Genomic DNA, 18,029 nt, shown 5'->3' on the forward strand with positions numbered 1-18,029 from the left:
GTCCGCGGTGACCTTGGTGGTGTGCGAAATAGTGAGCGACACGGCGCGCAGGGGCAGAAGCTCGAACCGACAGGGCAGCTCGGGCGACTAGCCCCCGGACCCGTCACACGGGCGACGATCCGGCGCATCGCCGCGTCGCTGTTCGGACAGTGGAGGCCGTGGCGGGATTCGAACCCACGTAACTCGCTTTGCAGGTCTGCTCTCGCTCATCAGGGCGCTATACGCGATCGTTCGCAGCCGTTCACGGCGGGCCGAGGAGCACCGAGGCGGACGGCTGAAGTACCGCCGTGAACGGTCGCGTACGGGCGTGAACGAGACGGGAAGTGAGACGGAGCGGCGGGTCCGAGGGTCTCGTCGGGAGCGCTGAGCTCCCTCTCGCTGATCGCTGACGGCGTCGCCAATAGGCCAGTCTCTCTCGATTGGAGCCGGAGGACAGCCCGGAGCGTCATGCTCGGGAGATGGAGGAATTCGAGTTCGAGTGTTGGCGGTGCTGGGAGACCAACGTCATCAAGGGGAGCCCCAAGGGCTTCTGGACGACGACTCATTACGAACTCCCGGGGGAGTGGGACTGCTGGTCGTGCGGCGCCCTCAACCAGACTCCCAGCGACTAGAGCCTGATCGACGAAAAGGATCTACAGGCCCCGGACGTTCTGTCCGGGGCTATTTCCATTCAGTTCCGCATCCTTGCCGTGGTGGTCGTCGGCGGAAGCCTCATGCCCGCTGGCCATCACGTCGGTACCGTGAGAAGTGCCCTACTCGGCATCGGGAGGCAACATCCATGCGTGGTCTCGGAGATCACCTCAGCATCGGCGAACGGATCGCGTTCTACAGGAAGCGCCGCGGATACACGCAGGAGGTTCTGGCCGGCCTGGTGGGACGCAGCACGGACTGGCTCGCGAAGGCAGAGAGCGGCCGACGTAAGCCGCCGCGGATCGACATGCTCACCGAACTCGCGAGCATCCTCCGCGTACCGCTCGGTGATCTGATCGGCCAGTCGGCGCTCATGGAAGACGAGAAGCAGCAGGACGACGTACCTGCGGTCCGAGACGCGCTCATGAGCCCGCGGCGCCTTTCCCGGCTCCTCTTTGGCCCCGAGGCCGATGTCCAACTGCCTACGCCGGCACCGACGGCCGTGCGGGTTGAGAAGGCGTGGGGTGATTACCAGGCAGGGCGGCTTGGCAGCGTCATCGCTGCGCTTCCCGCGCTTCTGGAATGCGCCCAGCAACTGGAGGACCGCGCCGCACGCCGGGAGGCGGACCGGCACGGCTGCTGGGCCGTTTCGGCCCGCACGCATCACCTCGCGGCCACCACGCTTGCGAAGATCGGGGAATCCGACATCTCCTGGCTCGCGGCTGAGCGTGCGATGCAGGCGGCTGACGCTTCCGATGACCCGCTCGTACTGGCTTCGGCAGCACGCTCCGGTACCCACGCCCTTCTCGCCAACGGCCGCTATGAGGCTGCGATGGAGTTGGGAGACGCAACAGCGCGGTGGCTGTCGCCCAATGTGGCGGACAATGATCCGTCGGCCCTCAGCCTGCTTGGCATGATTCACCTCCGGGCCGCTGTCGCTGCGGCCCGGCATCAGGATCGGGCGACCGCTACCCGGCTGCTGCGGAGCGCCGAGGCGCTGGCGGAAGACCTCGGTTCCGACGAGAACTATTGGCAGACCGGATTCGGCCCGACGAACGTGATCCTTCATCGCCTGTCCATCGAGCTGGACCTCGACAACGTCGCGTACGTCGTGGAGCACGGGCGGATCGACGTGGAGCACATGCCGCAGGAGCGGAGCGTTTCGCACCGGATCGACTTCGCCCGCGCGCTGTCCCTGGCCGGTCATGGAGACGACGCCTTCGCTGAGCTTCGGAAGGCCGAGAAGACTTCTCCACAGCTTGTGCGCAACAATCCTCGGGTGCGTGAGACGCTGCGGGACCTGACCAAGCAGGCTCCCGTGACTGCCGGTTCCCGCACATCTGAGGTGTACGTCATGGCCCAACGATGCAGGGCGGTGCAGTGAGCACGGAGTCGCGCAAGGTTCTTGGCGTTGTGGGATCGGCGGCTGGCGGGGTCGAAGCGCTGCGTACCGGCTTGGTCGAGCCGGCCCTGGCACGTGGGTGGCGAGTCGCCGTGACGCTGACACCCACAGCGGGCAGGTGGCTGAGGCTGAACGGGGAAGCGGCGAAGCTCGAAGAGCTGACAGGGCTCCCGGTGCGAGATGAGTCGCGCCTCCCTGGGGAGGCCAGTCCTCACCCGCCGGTGGACTGCTATGTGGTAGCCCCGGCGAGCGCGAACACGGTCGCCAAGCTCGCGACAGGCGTCGCTGACAACCAGGCGCTCACCCAGGTCTGTGAAGCTATGGGGACGCGAGGCTTGCCCGTAGTTCTGTTCCCGAGGGTGAATGCGGCTCACGCGCGTCACCCGGCCTGGCAACGTCATCTCGACGCACTGGAGTCCGCGGAGGTCCGGCTCGTTCAAGGTGACGACGTATGGCCGTTGTACGAGCCGCGGGAAGCGCCGCCTGGGCGGCTACTTCCGTGGCGTGCTGTGCTCGATACGGCGCAGCAGATGACTACCTGAGGATCTGTCAACTGCTCTGACCTGCAACGACTGTGGACCCGGACAATGTGTCCGGGTCCACAGTCGTCTCTGGATCGAAGCTGTCTCACATGGCAGAGACGTTCGAGCGGCATAGCGCGCGAGTGGGGCTCACTGACGCCCACATCGCCTTGATCACGGCAAGCCTTAGGCGTGTGAGGCAGGAGGCGGACCACCTCGCGCGGCGAACTGACGCCGTCAGCGAGCGGGTGGCGCGCCGGAGCCCTCGACAGCCTGCTCAAGGCGCTCAAGGCGGTCACCGAGACTGCGGATCGTCTCATGCATCGCGCTGATTTCTGCGGCGAGCGTCATGAAGGCCGAACCGCCACGGTTCTCATCGTCCGGCGCCTGCTCAGCGGGGTCGACGACGAAGGTGCCGCGACCCTGCTGGGAGACCACAAGCCCCTCGTCACGCAGCTCGCGATAGGCGTTCTGGACGGTCACGAGGGTCACCCCGTAGTGCTTCGCCAGCTCGCGGGCTGCGGTGAGCTGATCGCCCGGACCGCGGGTGCCAGTCACCAGTTCTTGGCGGATGTCTGCCGCGATGTCCTTCGCGGTCACGCGCGGTTTTCCAGGGCTCTTCTCCATGGCTTCGAGCGTAACCGGCATAGGTCAATTCGAACCGGGCCGCTCCCCTTGACGGGGCGGATTGACTTAGGTAACTTCTCTTCATGTGAGGCGAGTGACCTAAGTCAATCTAGCTCTAGTAGTTGCTTTGACCTGCACGAATGCATAACCAGTGCCGTCCGGACGCCCTTGTGACAGAGGGCGAAAGGAAGCGGTCGCTCCTTGAGAACTGAACAGCGTGATCCGCCACCGCAGCACCAGCCGTGATGACACCGGCTGGAGGTGAGTGGAGACCCGTCGGTCAGGGCACCGCAATTCGCGGCTGTCTTGGGCTCGTTCTTCCTGCCTCTGTGGAGGGAGGACGCGCCGCAGAACTGACCGACGTTAAAGATCAACGCGGCATCAACCTTTCGTCGCCACGACGTCCGGGAGGGGACTCACCGGACCGAGCGCGGCCGCGTCTATGCGAGCCCCACGGCCCCTCACAGGGCTGACGTACTACCTGACTACCGGAGTCTTCGCGCTCCGGCCGGTTGCCTCCTCCGCCCGTCCATCGCCTTCGGGTGCTGTACGGGCGGGGCTGAGGGGAGCCGGAGTGGTTCCACAACGGCGCGCGGCCCCGGTGGGCAAACACCGGGGCCGCTTCGGGCCGTCCCACTGTGAGGAGACAACGACCCATGAGGACTATCGCTGCACTTCAGGCGGTTGTTACCGCCAACCCGCCCGTCGGTGGCCCGACGGCCGCTGAGCTGGATGCGATCGAGGCGGAGATGCCGGTCATCTCCGCTGAAGTCGAGCTGCTGGATGTACAGATCAGCCTGCTGGACCGGCCGGCCACAGAGTTCGACGAGCGCCGACTGCGCCGGGCCCGCCGCCGGGTGCTGGACGCCCATCGGGACCTGCTCAACCTCGACGCCACGCAGACCGGCGGTGCCGCATGAGCTACTCCTCTGCTTCCCGCTCGCGGCGCGGTCTGGTCCTGGTGTTCGCCGGGATCGCCGCCGTGTTGGTGGGAGTCAACGCGCACCACGTCACTGACGACGCGACGTGGAACGGCCTGACTGTGGCCGGCCTGTTCGTCCAGGGCGCCGGCTGGGTGCTCTTTGTCCGGGACGGGAGGCAGCCATGACCCGAGGTGCCAAGACAGGGCTCGTGGTCGCGCTGGTCGCCGTCGTCGCCATGGCCTTCCGCGTCTCGTGGAACGCGCTCAAGGACATCGCCGGCGCGGTCGGGGCGGACCCGACTGCCGCTTTGCTCTACCCGTTCGTCGTCGACGGCCTGATGGCGCTGGCGCTGATCGCCACGCTCGTTCTCGATGCCGACGACCGGAAGTTCGCCCTGCGGGTGCTGGCTGGCTACACGCTGGCCTCCCTTGTCCTGAACTACGTCCACGGGCTCATTCCGGAACTCCACGCCAGCACACAGCGTGTGCAGTTCTCGGACCGGCCCTGGGCGAACTGGACGCTCGTCCTGCTGGCGACCTCCCTGCCGGTGGGCTCGATCTACTTCGGCTCAGACCTCGTGGCCAAGGTCCTCCACCACCAGCCCCAGACGACCGACACGCCTGACGGTGAGGCGGTGTGCGGGGAGGCCCGTGCGGCATCCGCACAGCACCCGCACACCATGGCCGAATCCCCCGCACGCCCCACCAAGGTGCTGCCCGAAGCAGGCGCCGCCACGGTCGATGAGAGCCCGGCGCGCGAGGCATACGCGCAGGCCACCGGCCATGCGGCCCCCAGCGAACGGGATGCCCGCACGGCCGATCCGCACACCGCCCGCACGGCGGACGCTGACACCCCCGACAGTGCCGCTTTTGAGGAAGCGGAGCTGGAGCGCACGAGGCAGGACGCCCGCCGTACGTACAGCGAATCCGTACAGGCCGGCCACCCACTCAGCGCCCGTGCGCTGGGCGAGGCGTACGGGCTCAGTGAGAGCTGGGGCCGCAAGCAGATCCTCGCCGTCCGCGACGACCACAGCCGCCCGCAGCTCGTCGCGGTAGGTAAGTGATGACCGCCCGCACCCGGTTCTGGGACCCCGACGGAACCCGCTACGGCATCCCCACCTACCCCTACCGCCTCGCCCCCGACGGTCTTGCCAGCCGCCGCCAACTCCGCGCCAAAGGACTGCGCCCGGGTGGCCAGGAGATCGCCGCGCAGATCCTCTGGCGCTCGCGTCGTCCCCGGCCCGGAGTTCGTGCGGCCTACCTCTACCGCATCGAACTGGCCTTGCCCGTCCGGCCGATGACGCCAGCCAAGTGGCAGGCCGTCGCCGCCGCGCTCGCCGCCCGCCGAATGTGTCCCGACTGCGGGCTGGATCGCGGCTACACCATCCCCACTTCGCTCGGTGTCTGCGTGCCCTGCGCGTATGCACCCACCCTCGCCGCCTGAGCATCGATCACCGAGGAGTTTCGCTGTGACCAGCCAGAACACCGCCCCCGCCGTCCAGCAGCAGGGCACCCACCAGTGGGTGATCACCGTGGAGCTGCCGGGCCGGGCGATGGAGACGTTCTACGGCACCTACACGCCGCCGGCCGGGGCCACCCGTCATGACGTGTTCCTGGGCATCAAGGGCGACATCGCCCTGAAGTCGCCGGATATGGCCCGCGCGAACGTCGTCTTCTTCGCCCTTGAGCCCAACCAGCTCTGACGACCCCGCACGATTCGCTGCGCGGTGGCCCGGACTTCTGCTTGGTCGGCCGGGTCCGGGCCACCGCCTCCCCATAAAGGAGTGCACTCAGCATGACCGACACCACTATCGCTCCGGTAGCGGGCTCCCAGGCCCCGCCGGACGCCCCACCGCCCCCGCAGCCGGAGGACAAGCCCGCCCCGGCGGCAGAGATCGACCACACGTCTGGCGGGTGGCCGGTTGTCCCGCTCGCGGTGACCGGTACGAACGCCACCACCTCCCTGCTCGCCACTGCCGCCCTGGTCGGTGGCCCGGCCGCACTGGCCGCCGCTGCCACCGGCGCCGTCGTCCTGGGCACGGCTGCCGCTACCCGCAAGCACCGCAGCCGCAAGGCCAAGGGCAAGACCGGCGGCCGGGCGCCGGCCGGGACCGCGTCGACGGGCCGCAGTACCCGCCACGGCGCAGCGGGTCGGGTCCCGCTTCAGAAGCGCCCCAGCAGCCCGAGCAAGGGCGGCAGCAGCGGCCGGGCAGCCGGTTCGACCGGAGTCGGCAAGACGGGCTCCGGCGGCCGGGCCGGAATGCCGAACAAGTCCCGCTCGCAGTCCGCCGGTTCGGGAACGGCTGCGGGTAAGGAGCGGGGTCGTGCGGGGCAGGTCAAGGCGCTGCGGGAGTCTGCGCGGCAGTCCTCGCCCTCGCGGGCCGCGCGCCGGGCTGACACCGCTGGGTCCCGGCGGTCGGTTGCCGATGCACGCCGGAATGCCAAGGCAGCCGCGCGATCCGGATCGTTGGCGAGGAAGGGGGCGGCCGGGCGGGCGGCGAGCAAGGCCGCGGGCCGGGTCGGCAAGGCCCGGGGCGCTGCCATCGAGCGCAACAGGGCCGCCCGCGACCAGCGGGCGGCCGGTCAGGTCGCCGGGCAGCGGGATGCGGTGCGCAAGGCGCCCGTCCGCAAGAAGGCTCGCAAGGCGTTGTGGCGGTCTGCCGCCCGCCACCAGGGCCGACGGCTGCTCGCCGCGCTGCTGGGCGGTGCGCTCGGCCTGGTCGGCGCGGTCACCACCCCGCTCGGGCGCAAGCTCGGCTGGGCATGGCTGCAGCATCCCGGACGTCGTCTTTTCCGGCACGTGATGCGCACCGCCGAGGAGCGCAAGGCCGCCCGCGACACCGCGATACGCGAACAACTGGCCGCCGAAGAGGCAGCCCTCGACGAGACCGCCGAGGGCGAGGACCTGGAGATCGGCGACAGCGTCCAGCGTCCGTTCCACCTGCTCCCCGCCCCGTTCACCACTGCTGTGGAGGTTGTCAGCATGTCCGGTTTCAAGTTCGAGGAGGCCGCCGCGGAGATGGAGAACGCGGCTCGCACCTACGAGCCCGAGAACAGCATGGAGATCCTCTCCATGGTCGAGAACCTGCCCGACGCCCTGACGTCGGTGGCCAACACCTTCCGCATCCTCGCCGAGCGCTCCGACAGCGAGTTCCCGCTGGAGAAGGACATCGCCGGGGCCTTCGACGAGATCTACGGCGCCCTCATCCGAGCCGTCGACGCCTCCGCCGACCTCGGTGACCTCTTCCACCAGGTCCACGAGCACGACATCTCCCGCCACGAGGACCCCCGCAACGGCCCCGAGGCCGAGAAGGGCTGGAACGTCTAATCATGACCACCAACACCGCCTCTACAGGGCCGGTGTGGGATTGGGCTGCCGGTCACGGACCCGTGACCGGCGCCCTGTCCGCCACCACCGGAGCCTTCGCCGTCGCCACCACCGGCGCCGCCACCGGCATGCCCCCCGGCTGGGCCCTCACCATCGGCGCGGCCGGTGCGATCGGCCACACCATCAGCAGCCTGCGCGAACGCCTCTCCGCCCGCACCATCACCATGCGCGCCGCGTCCTGGCTCGTCGGAGCGGGCTGGACGACATGGGCCATGACCACCGGGCCCCTGACCTGGGCCGCTCTCGGCTCGCTCGCCACGATCGGCGTCGGAATCGGCGCCTCCGCCCGCTCCACCCTCCTCTATGAGGAGGCTCGTGAGCTGGAGGCCATCGCTGCGAACGAGCGGCAGGTCGCCCGCGAGCTGTCTGCCGAGCGTCGGGCGATCGCCGCCGAGTGGATCGACCGCGTCCAGCGCGTCTGCGGCATCATGCTGCGGGTCCTGGCGGTGGAGATGTGGCCGACCGGCACCGGCTTCACGATCGACGCCGAACTACCCGCCGGCGGTACTACCTACGACAAGATCGCGGGCTACTCCGCCGCCCTGTCCGCCGACGCACGGTTGCCGCACGGCTGCACCGCCGTCGCTTCCCAGGGCATCGACCAGGGCCGGGTCCTCATCGACGTGACCACGGTCAACGTCCTTGCTGAAGAGCGCACTTACCCCTCCGACTACTCGCCGCTGTCGATCTACACCGGCATCCCGTGGGGCTACCGCACCAACGCCGAAGAGATCTGCGTCTACCTGCGCGAACAGTGCGCGCTAGTGGTCGGCCCCACCGGGTCGGGCAAGACGAACATGGTCCACGTCATCCTCGCCGGATTCGCCCGCACCACCGACGTCCTGACCTGGGTCATCGACCTCAACGCCGGATCAGCCGGCCTGTCCTGGGTCCGCCCCGCACTCGATGAGAACGGGGCCCCGGTCGAGGGGGTGCAGCCGGGAATCGACTGGCTTGCCTCGACCTACGAGGAGGCCGCGCTGATGCTCGATGCGGCCCTGGCGATCGGCCTGCGCCGCAAGGTCGCCTACCAGGACCTCATGGCCCAGGCGAACACCGACCAGCTGCCCATCAGCGCGAAGATTCCCCAGATCATGCTGGTCATCGACGAAGGCGCGGAGATCCTGACCAGCAACGACCGGAACATGAAGGATCTCGCCAAGAAGATCCTCGAAGTGATCCGGATGCTGCGGGCCATGGGCATCCGCACGGTTCTGACCGCGCTCGGCGCCACCAGCTCCGTTCTCGGCAACCTGATGATCCGCCGGGAAGCCAAGGCCCGCGTCTGCCTCACGGGCGGCGAGGTCGAGGGGATGGACCTGAGCAAGGTCTTTCCCGGCGCCCGGGGACTCAAGGTCGACCAGGCCCCCTACAAGGGCGCCGGGTTCATGGGCACCCCGGAGTCCGCAGCGGCCCTGTTCAAAAACTGGCGGATCCTGCCCAACCAGATCCGCGACATCGTCGCCGCCACCTCCGACATGCACCCCCACCTCGACGACATCTCCAGCAAGGCCGCCGGAGCCCCCTACAGGGACCGGTGGGCGCCGGAGCGCACGGCCTGGATGCGGGACACCACCCACACACCCGCCGCCCCGGTGCAGACGGCCGGCGGCACCGAGGGCACTGGCGGGCTGAACCTCTCCGCACTCCGCGGCAGTCGCGGCTCTGCCGAGGAAGCACTCGCGCGGAAGTTCCGTGAGCAGATCGACGCCGAGTTCGCCACCTTCGACCAACCCGGAACGACCACCGAGCAGCCGCGCGCGGCGGCCGGATTGAACCTGTCCGCGCTGCGGGGCGAGGAGGACAACGCCGCCAAGGAAGCCGCGCTCGCCCTGCTGCTCGCCGCAGGACCCGAGGGCACCGGGGCGTCAGCGATCGCCCGCGCGCTCGCGGATGAGCACGGCACCACGCGGCAGACGGTCGTGGGATGGCTCAAGGGGTGGGCCGAGGACGGTAGCGCCGTGCGCGTCGGGACCGGCACCAAGGTCCGCTACGTCCACCACCGCCACGCCCCCGAGCCCCCGCCCCAGGGGTGAGCGCCTGTCGCTTGTCGCCCCTGCCACCAGAAGGCCCCTGGGTGGCTCTGTGAGGGCCGGAAACGGCTTGTGACCTGCAAGGCGACAAGCGACAAGACAAGACAAGCGACAAGCCACACGACAAGCGACGCGACAAGCGAGACGACAAGCCGGCACCGGGCAGCACCCCACCCCTGGGGTGCTGCCCGCCGTCGCTGAAGGGACCCTGTTGTGCACTCCGAGACCCCGGACGAGATCACCACCGTCCCCCGCCAGCCCACGCGAACACACGGCGCGATGCTGCCGAGCGAGATCCCGCCCGGCGTCCAGGAAGTCATCCTGCCGAGCGGCGAACGAGCCCTGGCCTACAGCACCGGCCCCACCAACTCGCCGCAGGTTCCCGTCCCGGCTGCGCCGGCCGCTCAGCCGATCCCGGCCTGGGCCAAGGCCACGGCTCTGCTCGCGCCGACTGTCGGGGGCGGCATCGCGATCGCTGCGGTCGGACTCTCGGCTGCGGCTCCGGGGCTGGTCGCAGTGAGCCATGTCCTGTGGTCCGCGGTCGCCGCCATTGCGGCTGGCGGTGTCGTCGCTGGTGCGGTCATCGGCCGTGTCCGGGCGCGCATCACTGCCGCACAGCGGCCCCACATCACCCAGCACATCACCGCCAGCGGCATGTTCGGCCGCGCCAACGGAACCATCAACCACCGCTGAGGAGCAGCCCATGTACGAGGACGACGACTGCATCGACTGCTGCGGGTGCGGTGCCGAGGACTCCACCGAGTCCTACCCGCACTGCTGTGGGTGCGGGGCCAACGGCTCCAGCGAACGCCCCGACTGCACCTGTGCCTAGCCGTGGCTAGGGCGGGCCGCCTCTCACGCCAATGATCGCGGCCCGCCCTGGTCTCCAGCTCCAGCATGAAGAGGAGACATTCAGCATGACGCAACCCGCCCCCAACCGGCTACTGGCCACCGCGCTGACGCTAGCCGCCACCGGCGTGCCGGTCCTGCCCCTGAGCCAGGGCAAGCGACCCTTCGCCAACTGTCCGTCCTGCGAGAAGAGCCGTTGCGGGGACCGCCCGCACATGAAGGCGGAGGGCCCCTGCCAGTGCACGAGGCCGTGCCACGGCTGGGCCGCGGCCACCACCGACCACGCCACCCTCACCTCACCCGCATGGGCCGGGGCGTGGTGGCAGGCGACTGCGGTCGCCTACCACCCCGGCGGGGCCGGGCTCACCGTCGTTGACCTGGACGACGCCGACGCCGTCGCATGGGCACGCCAGAGTCTGCCGCCCACCCGGATCGTGCGAACGACGCGGGGAGAGCACTGGATCTACGTCCGCACGATGCGGTCCGCGAACCGGGTGCGGCCCGGCGTGGACATCAAATCGCGCAAGTCGTACGCCCGTTGGCTCGGCCCGGGCACCGGCACCATGACGGAACTCCCGGGCGCCGTCCGCACCCTCGTTGAGACAGAAGAGACCACCCCGCGCGAGGTGGTGGTCTCTTCTCCCTCCCTGCGCGTCGCCGTCGACCGCACCCGCTCCACAGGATGCCGCCACACCGAGGGCTATGTGCTCTCCGGCCTTATGCGGGGTCTCGAAAAGGTCCAGGCCCGCACCAAGACCGGCGCCGGATCGCAGGCATACGGCGTCGCCAGCTTCATGGCCGCTCAGCATGCCGACTGCCCCGGACCGTGCGGCCTCGACGCGCTCAGCGAGCACATCATCGCCGCAGCCGTCTCCGTCGGCGTCCCCGAGCCCTACGCCCAGCGAGCCGTCACCAACGGCCTCAACAGCAGCGTCAGGAGGGCTTCGTGACCCCCGACCGCATCAACTCCGCCGAACTCGCGGGCCCCCCGTCCGGCAGTGGTGCGCCGACAGTCGTCGCCCGTCAGGGCGTCCTTTCAGCAGTTCGCCCTGACTCGCACCCGGCCGCCGGTCATGAGCCGGAGCGGGTGTTCGTCGGCCTCCACATCGTCGCCCCGCCCAGCTTCTCGGCTGCCACCAGCGCTACCGCCGCGTGCCCTTGCGGATACCGCCGCAGCGCCAAGGCCCGGTCCGGCGTGCTGCAACTCGTCGCCGACTACACCGACCACAAGACCGCCTGTGCCCGCTACACAGGCATTGCCGAGAAGAGGAACGTCGCATGAGCGTGCCAGAGACGGACCTGTGGGCCGGGTTCGACGACGGGGCCGCCGAGGATCTGACGGGGCCGGTGTGGGACGAGCCGGTACCGCTCAAGGCGCGCCCGGCACTGCCCGAATTTCCCGTAGACGCGCTGCCCGGATGGCTGGCCGGCATGGTGCGCGGAGTTGCCGAAGAGACGCAGACCCCGGCCGACCTCGCCGGGTGCCTGGCTCTGGCGGTCATCGCCACGGCGGCCGGCGGGAGGGTGAAGGTGTGCGTAAGGGGTCACTGGCGCGAGCCGGTGAACGTCTACACCGCCGTCGCCCTGGACCCCGGTAACCGCAAGTCCGCCGTGTTTGACCTGATGGTGCGCCCCCTGCTGGCCGCAGAGAAAGCCCTCATCGAACTGTCCGGGCCCCTGCGAGCCGAAGCCGAGACCACACAGCGGCTGGCCAAGGCCGCCGCAGACAAAGCAGCAGGCAAGGCCTCGAACGCAACGCCGGAGGAGCGCGACCAGCTCACCGCCGAAGCCGTCTCGCTCGCGCAGGCCGCCGAGGAAATCACCGTGCCCGCGGTGCCGCAGCTCGTGGCGGACGACGTGACGCCGGAGAATGTGGGAACTCTCCTGGACCAACAGGGCGGCCGTATCGCCTGCTTGAGCGCCGAGGGCGAGCTGTTCGACATCATCGCCGGTCGCTACACCGGCAAGCCGAACATGGGCATGTTCCTCAAGGGCCACGCAGGCGACATGATCCGCGTCAACCGCCAGGGCCGCGAAGCCCAGCACATCGACGCCCCCGCAGTCACCATCGGACTGGCCGTACAGCCGGAAGTCCTCGACGCGCTCAACCGCATCGACGGAGCCGACGGCCGCGGCCTGCTCGCCCGGTTCCTGTACTCCCGGCCCGTGTCCCTGGTCGGCCGCCGCAACCTCACCCCAGACCTCCTGGACGAGCAGATGGCCGCCACGTACGCGAAGAACCTGGGCGGACTCACCCTCGCACTGGCCGACTGGACGGACCCCGCACTCCTGCAGCTCTCCCCAGAGGCCGATGCGGTGCTGCTGGCCTTCCAGAAGGTCACCGAATCGCGGCTGGGGCCGGACGGGTCCCTCGCGCCGGTCGTGAAGTGGGCGTCCAAGCGGGACGGGGCCGTAGCCCGGATCGCCGGGCTGCTGCACCTGGCCGCCCACCCCGAAGACGGCTGGCACAAGCCGATCGAGGCCGCCACCATGGCCGCCGCCACCGAACTGGGCAACTACTTCACCGCCCACGCCCTGGACGTGTTCAGCGTCATGAGCGCCGACCCCGCCCACGACGCGGCCCTGACCGTCCTGTCACAGCTCGTGTCCAACCACCCCCAGCAGTTCACCAAGCGCGAGCTGTTCCGGATGCTGCGCCGTGCCGACTTCCCCGCCATCAGCGACCTCGACCCCGCGCTGACCCTGCTGGAGGAACACGGCTGGATCAGGCAACTCCCCGCACCGCCGCGCACCGGGCGGGGCGGCCGGCCGCCATCCCCGCGCTACGAGACCCACCCCCGCATCACACGGGCAGCCTGACACAACACCCAACCCGCTGACAGAACTGACAGAACCCCCGCGCAAGCCGCTGACCAGCACATACGGCCGTGATCACCGTTTTGACAGAACTGAATTAAAACTCGACAGAACCCCTGAAGCTCTGCCGAGTCTCGCTGACAGAACCTCCGCCCCGGAGGTTCTGTCAGGTTTTAATTCAGTTCTGTCAAAGATCGCGGACACCTTAAAACCCCAGGTCAGCAGGCTGTTGGGGAGGTTCTGTCATTTCTGTCACGGCTTCCGGCATTAATCCATGCTCCGGATCGCCTGAAGGAGACGACGCAGTGCCCAACGCAGACGTCATCGACCAGACGCTGGTGCTCCTCACCGTCGAAGAGGCCGCACGGCGGCTCAGCATTGGCCGCACCACATGCTTCCGCCTGATCCGTATCGGACAGCTCGAATCCGTCCCCGTCGGCAGCTTGCGGAGAGTGCCGGCAGACGCCGTAGCGGACTACGTCGAGCGACTCCGCATGGCCAATCAGTCCATGACTACTGCTGCCTGAGAGGCCGACATATGGATGAGAACAAGAAGCGCACTCGCCAGCCCAACGGCCGGTCATCCATCTACGAGGGCAAGGACGGGAAGTGGCATGGCCGTGTCACCGTCGGTATTCGCCCTGATGGGAAGCCAGACCGTCGGCACGTCGAACGCAAGACGAAGGCCGAAGTGGCCAAAGCAGTACAGAAGCTGGAGCAACAGCGTGACGCCAAGACGCTGCGCAAGCCGGGTCGACCGTGGACCGTCGCAGCGTGGCTGACGCACTGGGTGGAGAACATCGCGCCCCTTGGCGTCAACCAGAACACCATGGTTGGCTACGGCGTCGCCGTCAGGAAGCACCTTGTTCCAGGGCTCGGCGCACACAAGCTCGACGACCTCAAGCCGGAGCACATCGAGCACTTCTACGGCCGCATGGTGGCGGCCGGCAGCAAGCCCGCCACAGCTCACCAGGTGCACCGCACCTTCCGCACCGCGCTGAACGAAGCCGTGCGGCGCGGCCACCTGGGGCAAAATCCGGTCTCGCTCGCCAAAGCTCCGCGTGTCCGGGAGACCGAGGTGGAGCCGTACACCGTGAACGAAGTGCAGCGGCTCTTGAAGGCTGCCGGCAAGCGCCGGAACTCGGCGCGGTGGGCGGTGGCTCTCGCCCTCGGCCTGCGCCAAGGGGAGGTGCTGGGGCTGAAGTGGGAGGACGTTGACCTCGACGGCGGATTCCTCATCGTTCGCCGGAGTCGGCACCGCCCGCAGTACGCGCATGGCTGCGGTGACCCTTGCGGCCGGAAGGCCGGGTACTGCCCGGAGCGGCGACGGACGAACCCGGAGACCGCAGACACAAAGTCGCGGGCGGGTCGACGCGCGGTCGGCCTTCCGCAGCAGCTTGTGGATCTGCTCCGGTCCCACCGAGCGCAGCAGGAGAAGGAGCGCGCGTCTGCGGGCAATAACTGGACCGAAGGGGGATGGGTCTTCCCCAATGAGGGCGGGGCCATCGCTTCCCACCGAAAGGACTGGCAGGAGTGGAAGGACTTGCTCAAGGAGGCGAAGGTGCGCGACGGCCGCCTTCATGACGCCCGCCATACCGCGGCGACGGTGCTGCTGATCCTCGGAGTGCCGGAGCGCGCGGTGATGGGGCTCATGGGATGGTCGACCACGGCCATGGCGGCGCGGTACCAGCACATGGTCGACGCGGTGCGGACCGATGTCGCGAAGCAGGTGGACGGGCTGATCTGGAAGCCCGAGAAGAGCCGGCCAGACGAAGACGATGGCGGTGCCGCTGGAGCGCTCGCGCCGGCCAATTGAGACGGGAACTGAGACGAACGTCGACGGGCCGGTCTCTCCGAGGAGAGACCGGCCCGTCTAAAGCTCCTGGTCGGAGCCTGTGGAGGCCGTGGCGGGATTCGAACCCACGTAACTCGCTTTGCAGGCGAGCCCCTGAACCACTCGGGCACACGGCCGGGATGAGGTGCTGTCCTGACTGTAGGCCGGGGTGTGGGGGTGGGGGCAAGCTTTCCGGCGGGCTGCCATGAGGCTGCAATACGGCGTTCACGCAAGGGCCGTCGTGTGGGGACGGCCCTTGCGTGGGAGGGGGCCGGTCAGGCCGGCGGGGCGGTGTCGTGGACGGCTACGAGGCCGTTGAAGACGCCGACGTACGCCGTGCCGTCCGGGCCGAGCGTGATGGGGGCCCAGTTGTTGTCGTAGGCCGGCCCGGTGCCGGTGAGGCGCTTGAAACGGGTGTGGCCGCTGCGGAAGTCGACGGCGGTGAGGTACCAGGCGTCGATGCCCAGGCGGTGGGGCTCCTTCGTGTAGAAGTACAGCAGGCCGTTGGCGGTGGAGAGCTTGGCGACGGTGGACGGTGAGCGCTCCGCGCTCTCCCAGACCGTGTCGCAGCCGCTGCCGTCGGGCCGGATGTCGATGCGGGCGAGGCCGCCGGGGACCGACTTCCCGCCGAGCAGCGAGGTGACGTTCTCGTAGCCGTAGTTGTTCTCGACGACGAGGCTGTTTCCGTAGCCGATGAGGGAGTTGTCGGTGGTCGAGGCGCCGGCGCCGAACACCGGGACCTTGCAGACCAGCCGGTCGGCGTCCGGCCCGCCGCGGCGGTAGACCAGGACGTTCATCCGGTCGTCGGCGTTGTCGGTGATGGCGACGTAATCCTGTCCGGCGCGGCCGAGCAGGGTGGGGGTGGTGCCGGATCCCTGGTTGACCGAGCCGGGCTTGGAGCCGGTGCCGCGGTCGTAGGTCTGCCGCCACCGCACGCGCGGGGTGCCGTCGGCGTCCGCGCGCAGCCGGTAGAGGGCGTGGTCGGAGACGATGTGGACGCCGTCCTCGGCCGCCGAGAAGCTGTTCTGGATCTCCTCGCCCGGCAGCCGCGCCGTGCGCACCGCGCCGGTGTCCGGCGTGACGGTGCCGAGCCTGCCGTGCCGGGTGACCCACCAGATGCGGCCCTGCCAGTCGGGCTGGACCGCGGTCACCGGGTCGCATTCGCCGCTGGGGAAGGGGTCGGGCCAGCTCACGCAGTCGTGGGGGACGTACGGGGTGAGGTCCCAGTCGTCGTCGAGGGTGAAGCGCCAGGTGCCGTCGGCCGTCCGGGAGTGGCCGAGGCGCAGCACGTGTCCGCGGGAGTCTGCGAGGACGACACGGTCCTTGTCGTCCAGGTAGAAGTACGCGCCTCCCGACGTGTCCTTGAAGATCTTGGAGAAGTCGAGCCGGGTGATCGCCTCGATCGTGGACGGGCGCTGCGGCAGCTTGTACTCGGCGAGGGTGGCCAGGCTGCCGGGGTCCAGCAGCTTGAGCCGGAAGCCCCGGAAGGTGCCGCAGACCGTCAGGATCCGGCCACCCGCGTCGAAGGTGACGGTCGCGCACTCGCCGCCGAGCGCGGCCATCTTCTCGCTGCGGACGGCCGGTTGTGCGCCGAGCGGTCCCGGGAAGGGGTGGGTGTCGCTGCTGGCGCCGTCCCCGTGCATGCCGGCCCGCCCGTTGGGCGCCAGGTGGGGATGGCGCGGTGGGGCCTGGTCGGCGGGGAGCGGGGCGGCGGTGGCCGGCGCGCCCTCGTACTGCGGGACTAGCCGGTGCCCGGGGGCAGGGGGTATCGGTGCCGCCTGGGCGGCCCCGGAGGGCAGGGCGAGGGCGGCGACGGCGGCGATCGCGAGGGTGGCGATCGCGCGGGCGGTGCGCGGGCGGGGCCGTCCGCGAGGGCGCTCGGCATCCTTGTCGCGGGGCCCGAATGACCTGTGGCGCATGGGAGTTCCTTCGTCCGTCGGCAAGAGCGGACGACGGTAAGGCGGCGCGGCCGAGGAGTCCATGGCTTCGCAAGCCTTGGCATGCGCTGTTCACAGAGCCCCCGGCCTGCCCCGGTCCGTGGGCCTCGCCGACGGCTCAGGACGCGTGCAGAAACTCCTCGACCGCCTGGCCGAAAAGCTCGGGCTCGTCCACCCAGGGGTAGTGGCCCACCGCGTGCAGCGGCCGTACCTGTGCGTGGGGGAAGGACTCGGCGACCAGCTCGCCCGCCCGCATCCCGGCCATGCCGTCCCGGTCCCCGGTCACCACCAGCACCGGGCACTCCACCCGGCGCAGCCCCTCCAGCACCGCGCCCATCGCCTGCTCGTCGACGCCCTGCCAGAAGCCGGCCCGCGGCACCGGCCCCAACTGCTCGCCCTGCGTGGCCGCGTGGGCCCGCTGCGGCTCCTCCCAGCGCCCGTAGCCGAGCGGCGCGGCGGCGAGCAGCAGCCGGCGCACCTCGTCCAGATCCGTGACCTCGGCCAGCTGCCGCACCGCGGCGGCGGCCTCCGGCCACCACTCCTCGTCCCGGCGTGCGGCGAAGATCTCCCGGGCGTCGTCGGGGAGTTCACCCTGCAGCCGGGAGCCGGGGCAGACCAGCACGAGCCGGTTCAGCCGCTGCGGATGCGCCGCCGCGTACGCCTGCGCGACGGCGGCGCCCGCGCTGTGCGCGAGCAGCGCGAACCGCTCCAGGCCCAGGTGTGCGCGGAGCGCCTCGATGTCCTCGGCGAGCCGGGGGAAGGCGTAGCGGGAGGGGTCGGCGGCGGTGGGGGAGTCGCCGGTACCGCGGCTGTCGGGAACGATCAGCGGGCGCCGGCCGGACAGCCCGCCGAGATCGCCGAGGTAGGCGGCGTCCCGGCCCGGGCCGCCGGCCAGGCACAGCAGCGGTGCCCGGGGCGAGTCGGCCGGTCCGAGTACCCGGTAGTGGAGCTCGGCGTCGTCGTAGGTACGAAAGGTCGGCATACGGACAGCCTGCCCGAAGCGGGCGGCGTAAGACCGGAGGCGGAGGACCGAAAGGCGGGGCGGATACCGGTCTCCCGACAGGGGTGC

General features: G+C 69.7%; 20 protein-coding genes and 1 tRNA gene. 17 read left to right on the plus strand and 4 right to left on the minus strand.

Annotated elements, in window-relative coordinates; all coding sequences use genetic code 11:
* Nucleotides 1-458: 458 nt before the first annotated feature.
* The 3 genes from QOM21_RS22730 to QOM21_RS22740 all read left to right on the plus strand — a co-directional run bounded on the left by QOM21_RS22730 (nucleotide 459) and on the right by QOM21_RS22740 (nucleotide 2,574).
* Entirely contained in the window at nucleotides 459-611 is a 153-nt protein-coding gene (locus tag QOM21_RS22730; RefSeq protein WP_407552724.1) for a hypothetical protein, read from the plus strand.
* A gap of 167 nt (nucleotides 612-778) precedes the next feature.
* The gene (locus QOM21_RS22735; protein ID WP_407552725.1) at nucleotides 779-2,014 is read left to right on the plus strand and encodes a helix-turn-helix domain-containing protein; all 1,236 of its coding nucleotides are present in this window, start codon (nucleotides 779-781) and stop codon (nucleotides 2,012-2,014) included.
* Entirely contained in the window at nucleotides 1,996-2,574 is a 579-nt protein-coding gene (locus QOM21_RS22740) for a flavoprotein (protein WP_407552727.1), read from the plus strand. Before QOM21_RS22735 ends, QOM21_RS22740 begins: the two co-directional genes overlap by 19 nt.
* A gap of 216 nt (nucleotides 2,575-2,790) precedes the next feature.
* Here the strand turns inward: QOM21_RS22740 and QOM21_RS22745 are convergent, their stop codons facing one another.
* Nucleotides 2,791-3,180 carry a GntR family transcriptional regulator gene (locus QOM21_RS22745; protein ID WP_407552728.1) on the minus strand — a complete coding sequence of 130 codons (390 nt, stop codon included), beginning with the start codon at nucleotides 3,178-3,180 and terminating at the stop codon, nucleotides 2,791-2,793.
* Between the two features lie 656 nt (nucleotides 3,181-3,836).
* Between QOM21_RS22745 and QOM21_RS22750 the strand changes: the two genes are divergently transcribed.
* The 14 genes from QOM21_RS22750 to QOM21_RS22815 all read left to right on the plus strand — a co-directional run bounded on the left by QOM21_RS22750 (nucleotide 3,837) and on the right by QOM21_RS22815 (nucleotide 15,005).
* Nucleotides 3,837-4,100 (plus strand): DUF6284 family protein, encoded by a 264-nt coding sequence (locus QOM21_RS22750; protein WP_407552729.1) that lies wholly within the window; start codon nucleotides 3,837-3,839, stop codon nucleotides 4,098-4,100.
* On the plus strand, nucleotides 4,097-4,288 hold the full coding sequence (locus QOM21_RS22755) for a hypothetical protein (protein ID WP_407552731.1): 192 nt from the start codon (nucleotides 4,097-4,099) through the stop codon (nucleotides 4,286-4,288). Before QOM21_RS22750 ends, QOM21_RS22755 begins: the two co-directional genes overlap by 4 nt.
* Nucleotides 4,285-5,166, plus strand: coding sequence for a DUF2637 domain-containing protein (locus QOM21_RS22760; RefSeq protein WP_407552732.1), 882 nt, complete (start codon nucleotides 4,285-4,287; stop codon nucleotides 5,164-5,166). The genes QOM21_RS22755 and QOM21_RS22760 overlap by 4 nt, the downstream gene beginning before the upstream one ends.
* Nucleotides 5,166-5,546, plus strand: coding sequence for an RRQRL motif-containing zinc-binding protein (locus tag QOM21_RS22765; protein ID WP_407552733.1), 381 nt, complete (start codon nucleotides 5,166-5,168; stop codon nucleotides 5,544-5,546). The genes QOM21_RS22760 and QOM21_RS22765 overlap by 1 nt, the downstream gene beginning before the upstream one ends.
* Nucleotides 5,547-5,571: 25 nt before the next feature.
* Nucleotides 5,572-5,805 (plus strand): hypothetical protein, encoded by a 234-nt coding sequence (locus tag QOM21_RS22770; protein WP_407552735.1) that lies wholly within the window; start codon nucleotides 5,572-5,574, stop codon nucleotides 5,803-5,805.
* Nucleotides 5,806-5,897: 92 nt separating this feature from the next.
* A complete protein-coding gene (locus tag QOM21_RS22775) occupies nucleotides 5,898-7,430 on the plus strand; it encodes an ECF-type sigma factor (protein ID WP_407552737.1) in 1,533 nt (510 codons plus the stop codon).
* A gap of 2 nt (nucleotides 7,431-7,432) precedes the next feature.
* Entirely contained in the window at nucleotides 7,433-9,526 is a 2,094-nt protein-coding gene (locus QOM21_RS22780) for a hypothetical protein (RefSeq protein ID WP_407552739.1), read from the plus strand.
* Nucleotides 9,527-9,736: 210 nt separating this feature from the next.
* On the plus strand, nucleotides 9,737-10,216 hold the full coding sequence (locus tag QOM21_RS22785) for a hypothetical protein (RefSeq protein ID WP_407552741.1): 480 nt from the start codon (nucleotides 9,737-9,739) through the stop codon (nucleotides 10,214-10,216).
* A 10-nt stretch (nucleotides 10,217-10,226) separates the two neighbouring features.
* Nucleotides 10,227-10,355 carry a hypothetical protein gene (locus tag QOM21_RS22790; protein ID WP_407552743.1) on the plus strand — a complete coding sequence of 43 codons (129 nt, stop codon included), beginning with the start codon at nucleotides 10,227-10,229 and terminating at the stop codon, nucleotides 10,353-10,355.
* Nucleotides 10,356-10,440: 85 nt separating this feature from the next.
* Nucleotides 10,441-11,322 carry a bifunctional DNA primase/polymerase gene (locus tag QOM21_RS22795; protein WP_407552745.1) on the plus strand — a complete coding sequence of 294 codons (882 nt, stop codon included), beginning with the start codon at nucleotides 10,441-10,443 and terminating at the stop codon, nucleotides 11,320-11,322.
* Nucleotides 11,319-11,654 (plus strand): hypothetical protein, encoded by a 336-nt coding sequence (locus QOM21_RS22800; protein ID WP_407552747.1) that lies wholly within the window; start codon nucleotides 11,319-11,321, stop codon nucleotides 11,652-11,654. The genes QOM21_RS22795 and QOM21_RS22800 overlap by 4 nt, the downstream gene beginning before the upstream one ends.
* A complete protein-coding gene (locus QOM21_RS22805) occupies nucleotides 11,651-13,192 on the plus strand; it encodes a YfjI family protein (protein WP_407552748.1) in 1,542 nt (513 codons plus the stop codon). Before QOM21_RS22800 ends, QOM21_RS22805 begins: the two co-directional genes overlap by 4 nt.
* Nucleotides 13,193-13,494: 302 nt before the next feature.
* Nucleotides 13,495-13,716, plus strand: coding sequence for an excisionase family DNA-binding protein (locus tag QOM21_RS22810; RefSeq protein ID WP_407552750.1), 222 nt, complete (start codon nucleotides 13,495-13,497; stop codon nucleotides 13,714-13,716).
* A gap of 11 nt (nucleotides 13,717-13,727) precedes the next feature.
* Entirely contained in the window at nucleotides 13,728-15,005 is a 1,278-nt protein-coding gene (locus tag QOM21_RS22815; protein WP_407552751.1) for a tyrosine-type recombinase/integrase, read from the plus strand.
* A gap of 80 nt (nucleotides 15,006-15,085) precedes the next feature.
* Here QOM21_RS22815 and QOM21_RS22820 read toward each other — a convergent pair.
* From QOM21_RS22820 to QOM21_RS22830, 3 genes are all read right to left on the minus strand, one after another.
* Nucleotides 15,086-15,160 (minus strand) — tRNA-Cys (locus QOM21_RS22820).
* A gap of 138 nt (nucleotides 15,161-15,298) precedes the next feature.
* Nucleotides 15,299-16,942, minus strand: a complete 1,644-nt coding sequence (locus QOM21_RS22825; protein ID WP_407552752.1) for a hypothetical protein — start codon at nucleotides 16,940-16,942, stop codon at nucleotides 15,299-15,301.
* Between the two features lie 136 nt (nucleotides 16,943-17,078).
* Complete coding sequence (locus tag QOM21_RS22830; protein ID WP_407552754.1) at nucleotides 17,079-17,942, minus strand: alpha/beta fold hydrolase; 864 nt, start codon at nucleotides 17,940-17,942, stop codon at nucleotides 17,079-17,081.
* Between the last annotated feature and the right edge of the window lie 87 nt (nucleotides 17,943-18,029).

The organism is Streptomyces sp. Pv4-95 (assembly GCF_045782725.1).
Taxonomy (GTDB): domain Bacteria; phylum Actinomycetota; class Actinomycetes; order Streptomycetales; family Streptomycetaceae; genus Streptomyces.

Coding starts and splice junctions, on each gene's coding strand:
- QOM21_RS22730 (WP_407552724.1), top strand. CDS start 459: ATGGAGGAATTCGAGTTCGAGTGTTGGCGGTGCTGGGAGACCAACGTC.
- QOM21_RS22735 (WP_407552725.1), top strand. CDS start 779: ATGCGTGGTCTCGGAGATCACCTCAGCATCGGCGAACGGATCGCGTTC.
- QOM21_RS22740 (WP_407552727.1), top strand. CDS start 1,996: ATGCAGGGCGGTGCAGTGAGCACGGAGTCGCGCAAGGTTCTTGGCGTT.
- QOM21_RS22745 (WP_407552728.1), bottom strand. CDS start 3,180: ATGGAGAAGAGCCCTGGAAAACCGCGCGTGACCGCGAAGGACATCGCG.
- QOM21_RS22750 (WP_407552729.1), top strand. CDS start 3,837: ATGAGGACTATCGCTGCACTTCAGGCGGTTGTTACCGCCAACCCGCCC.
- QOM21_RS22755 (WP_407552731.1), top strand. CDS start 4,097: ATGAGCTACTCCTCTGCTTCCCGCTCGCGGCGCGGTCTGGTCCTGGTG.
- QOM21_RS22760 (WP_407552732.1), top strand. CDS start 4,285: ATGACCCGAGGTGCCAAGACAGGGCTCGTGGTCGCGCTGGTCGCCGTC.
- QOM21_RS22765 (WP_407552733.1), top strand. CDS start 5,166: ATGACCGCCCGCACCCGGTTCTGGGACCCCGACGGAACCCGCTACGGC.
- QOM21_RS22775 (WP_407552737.1), top strand. CDS start 5,898: ATGACCGACACCACTATCGCTCCGGTAGCGGGCTCCCAGGCCCCGCCG.
- QOM21_RS22780 (WP_407552739.1), top strand. CDS start 7,433: ATGACCACCAACACCGCCTCTACAGGGCCGGTGTGGGATTGGGCTGCC.
- QOM21_RS22790 (WP_407552743.1), top strand. CDS start 10,227: ATGTACGAGGACGACGACTGCATCGACTGCTGCGGGTGCGGTGCCGAG.
- QOM21_RS22795 (WP_407552745.1), top strand. CDS start 10,441: ATGACGCAACCCGCCCCCAACCGGCTACTGGCCACCGCGCTGACGCTA.
- QOM21_RS22805 (WP_407552748.1), top strand. CDS start 11,651: ATGAGCGTGCCAGAGACGGACCTGTGGGCCGGGTTCGACGACGGGGCC.
- QOM21_RS22815 (WP_407552751.1), top strand. CDS start 13,728: ATGGATGAGAACAAGAAGCGCACTCGCCAGCCCAACGGCCGGTCATCC.
- QOM21_RS22825 (WP_407552752.1), bottom strand. CDS start 16,942: ATGCGCCACAGGTCATTCGGGCCCCGCGACAAGGATGCCGAGCGCCCT.
- QOM21_RS22830 (WP_407552754.1), bottom strand. CDS start 17,942: ATGCCGACCTTTCGTACCTACGACGACGCCGAGCTCCACTACCGGGTA.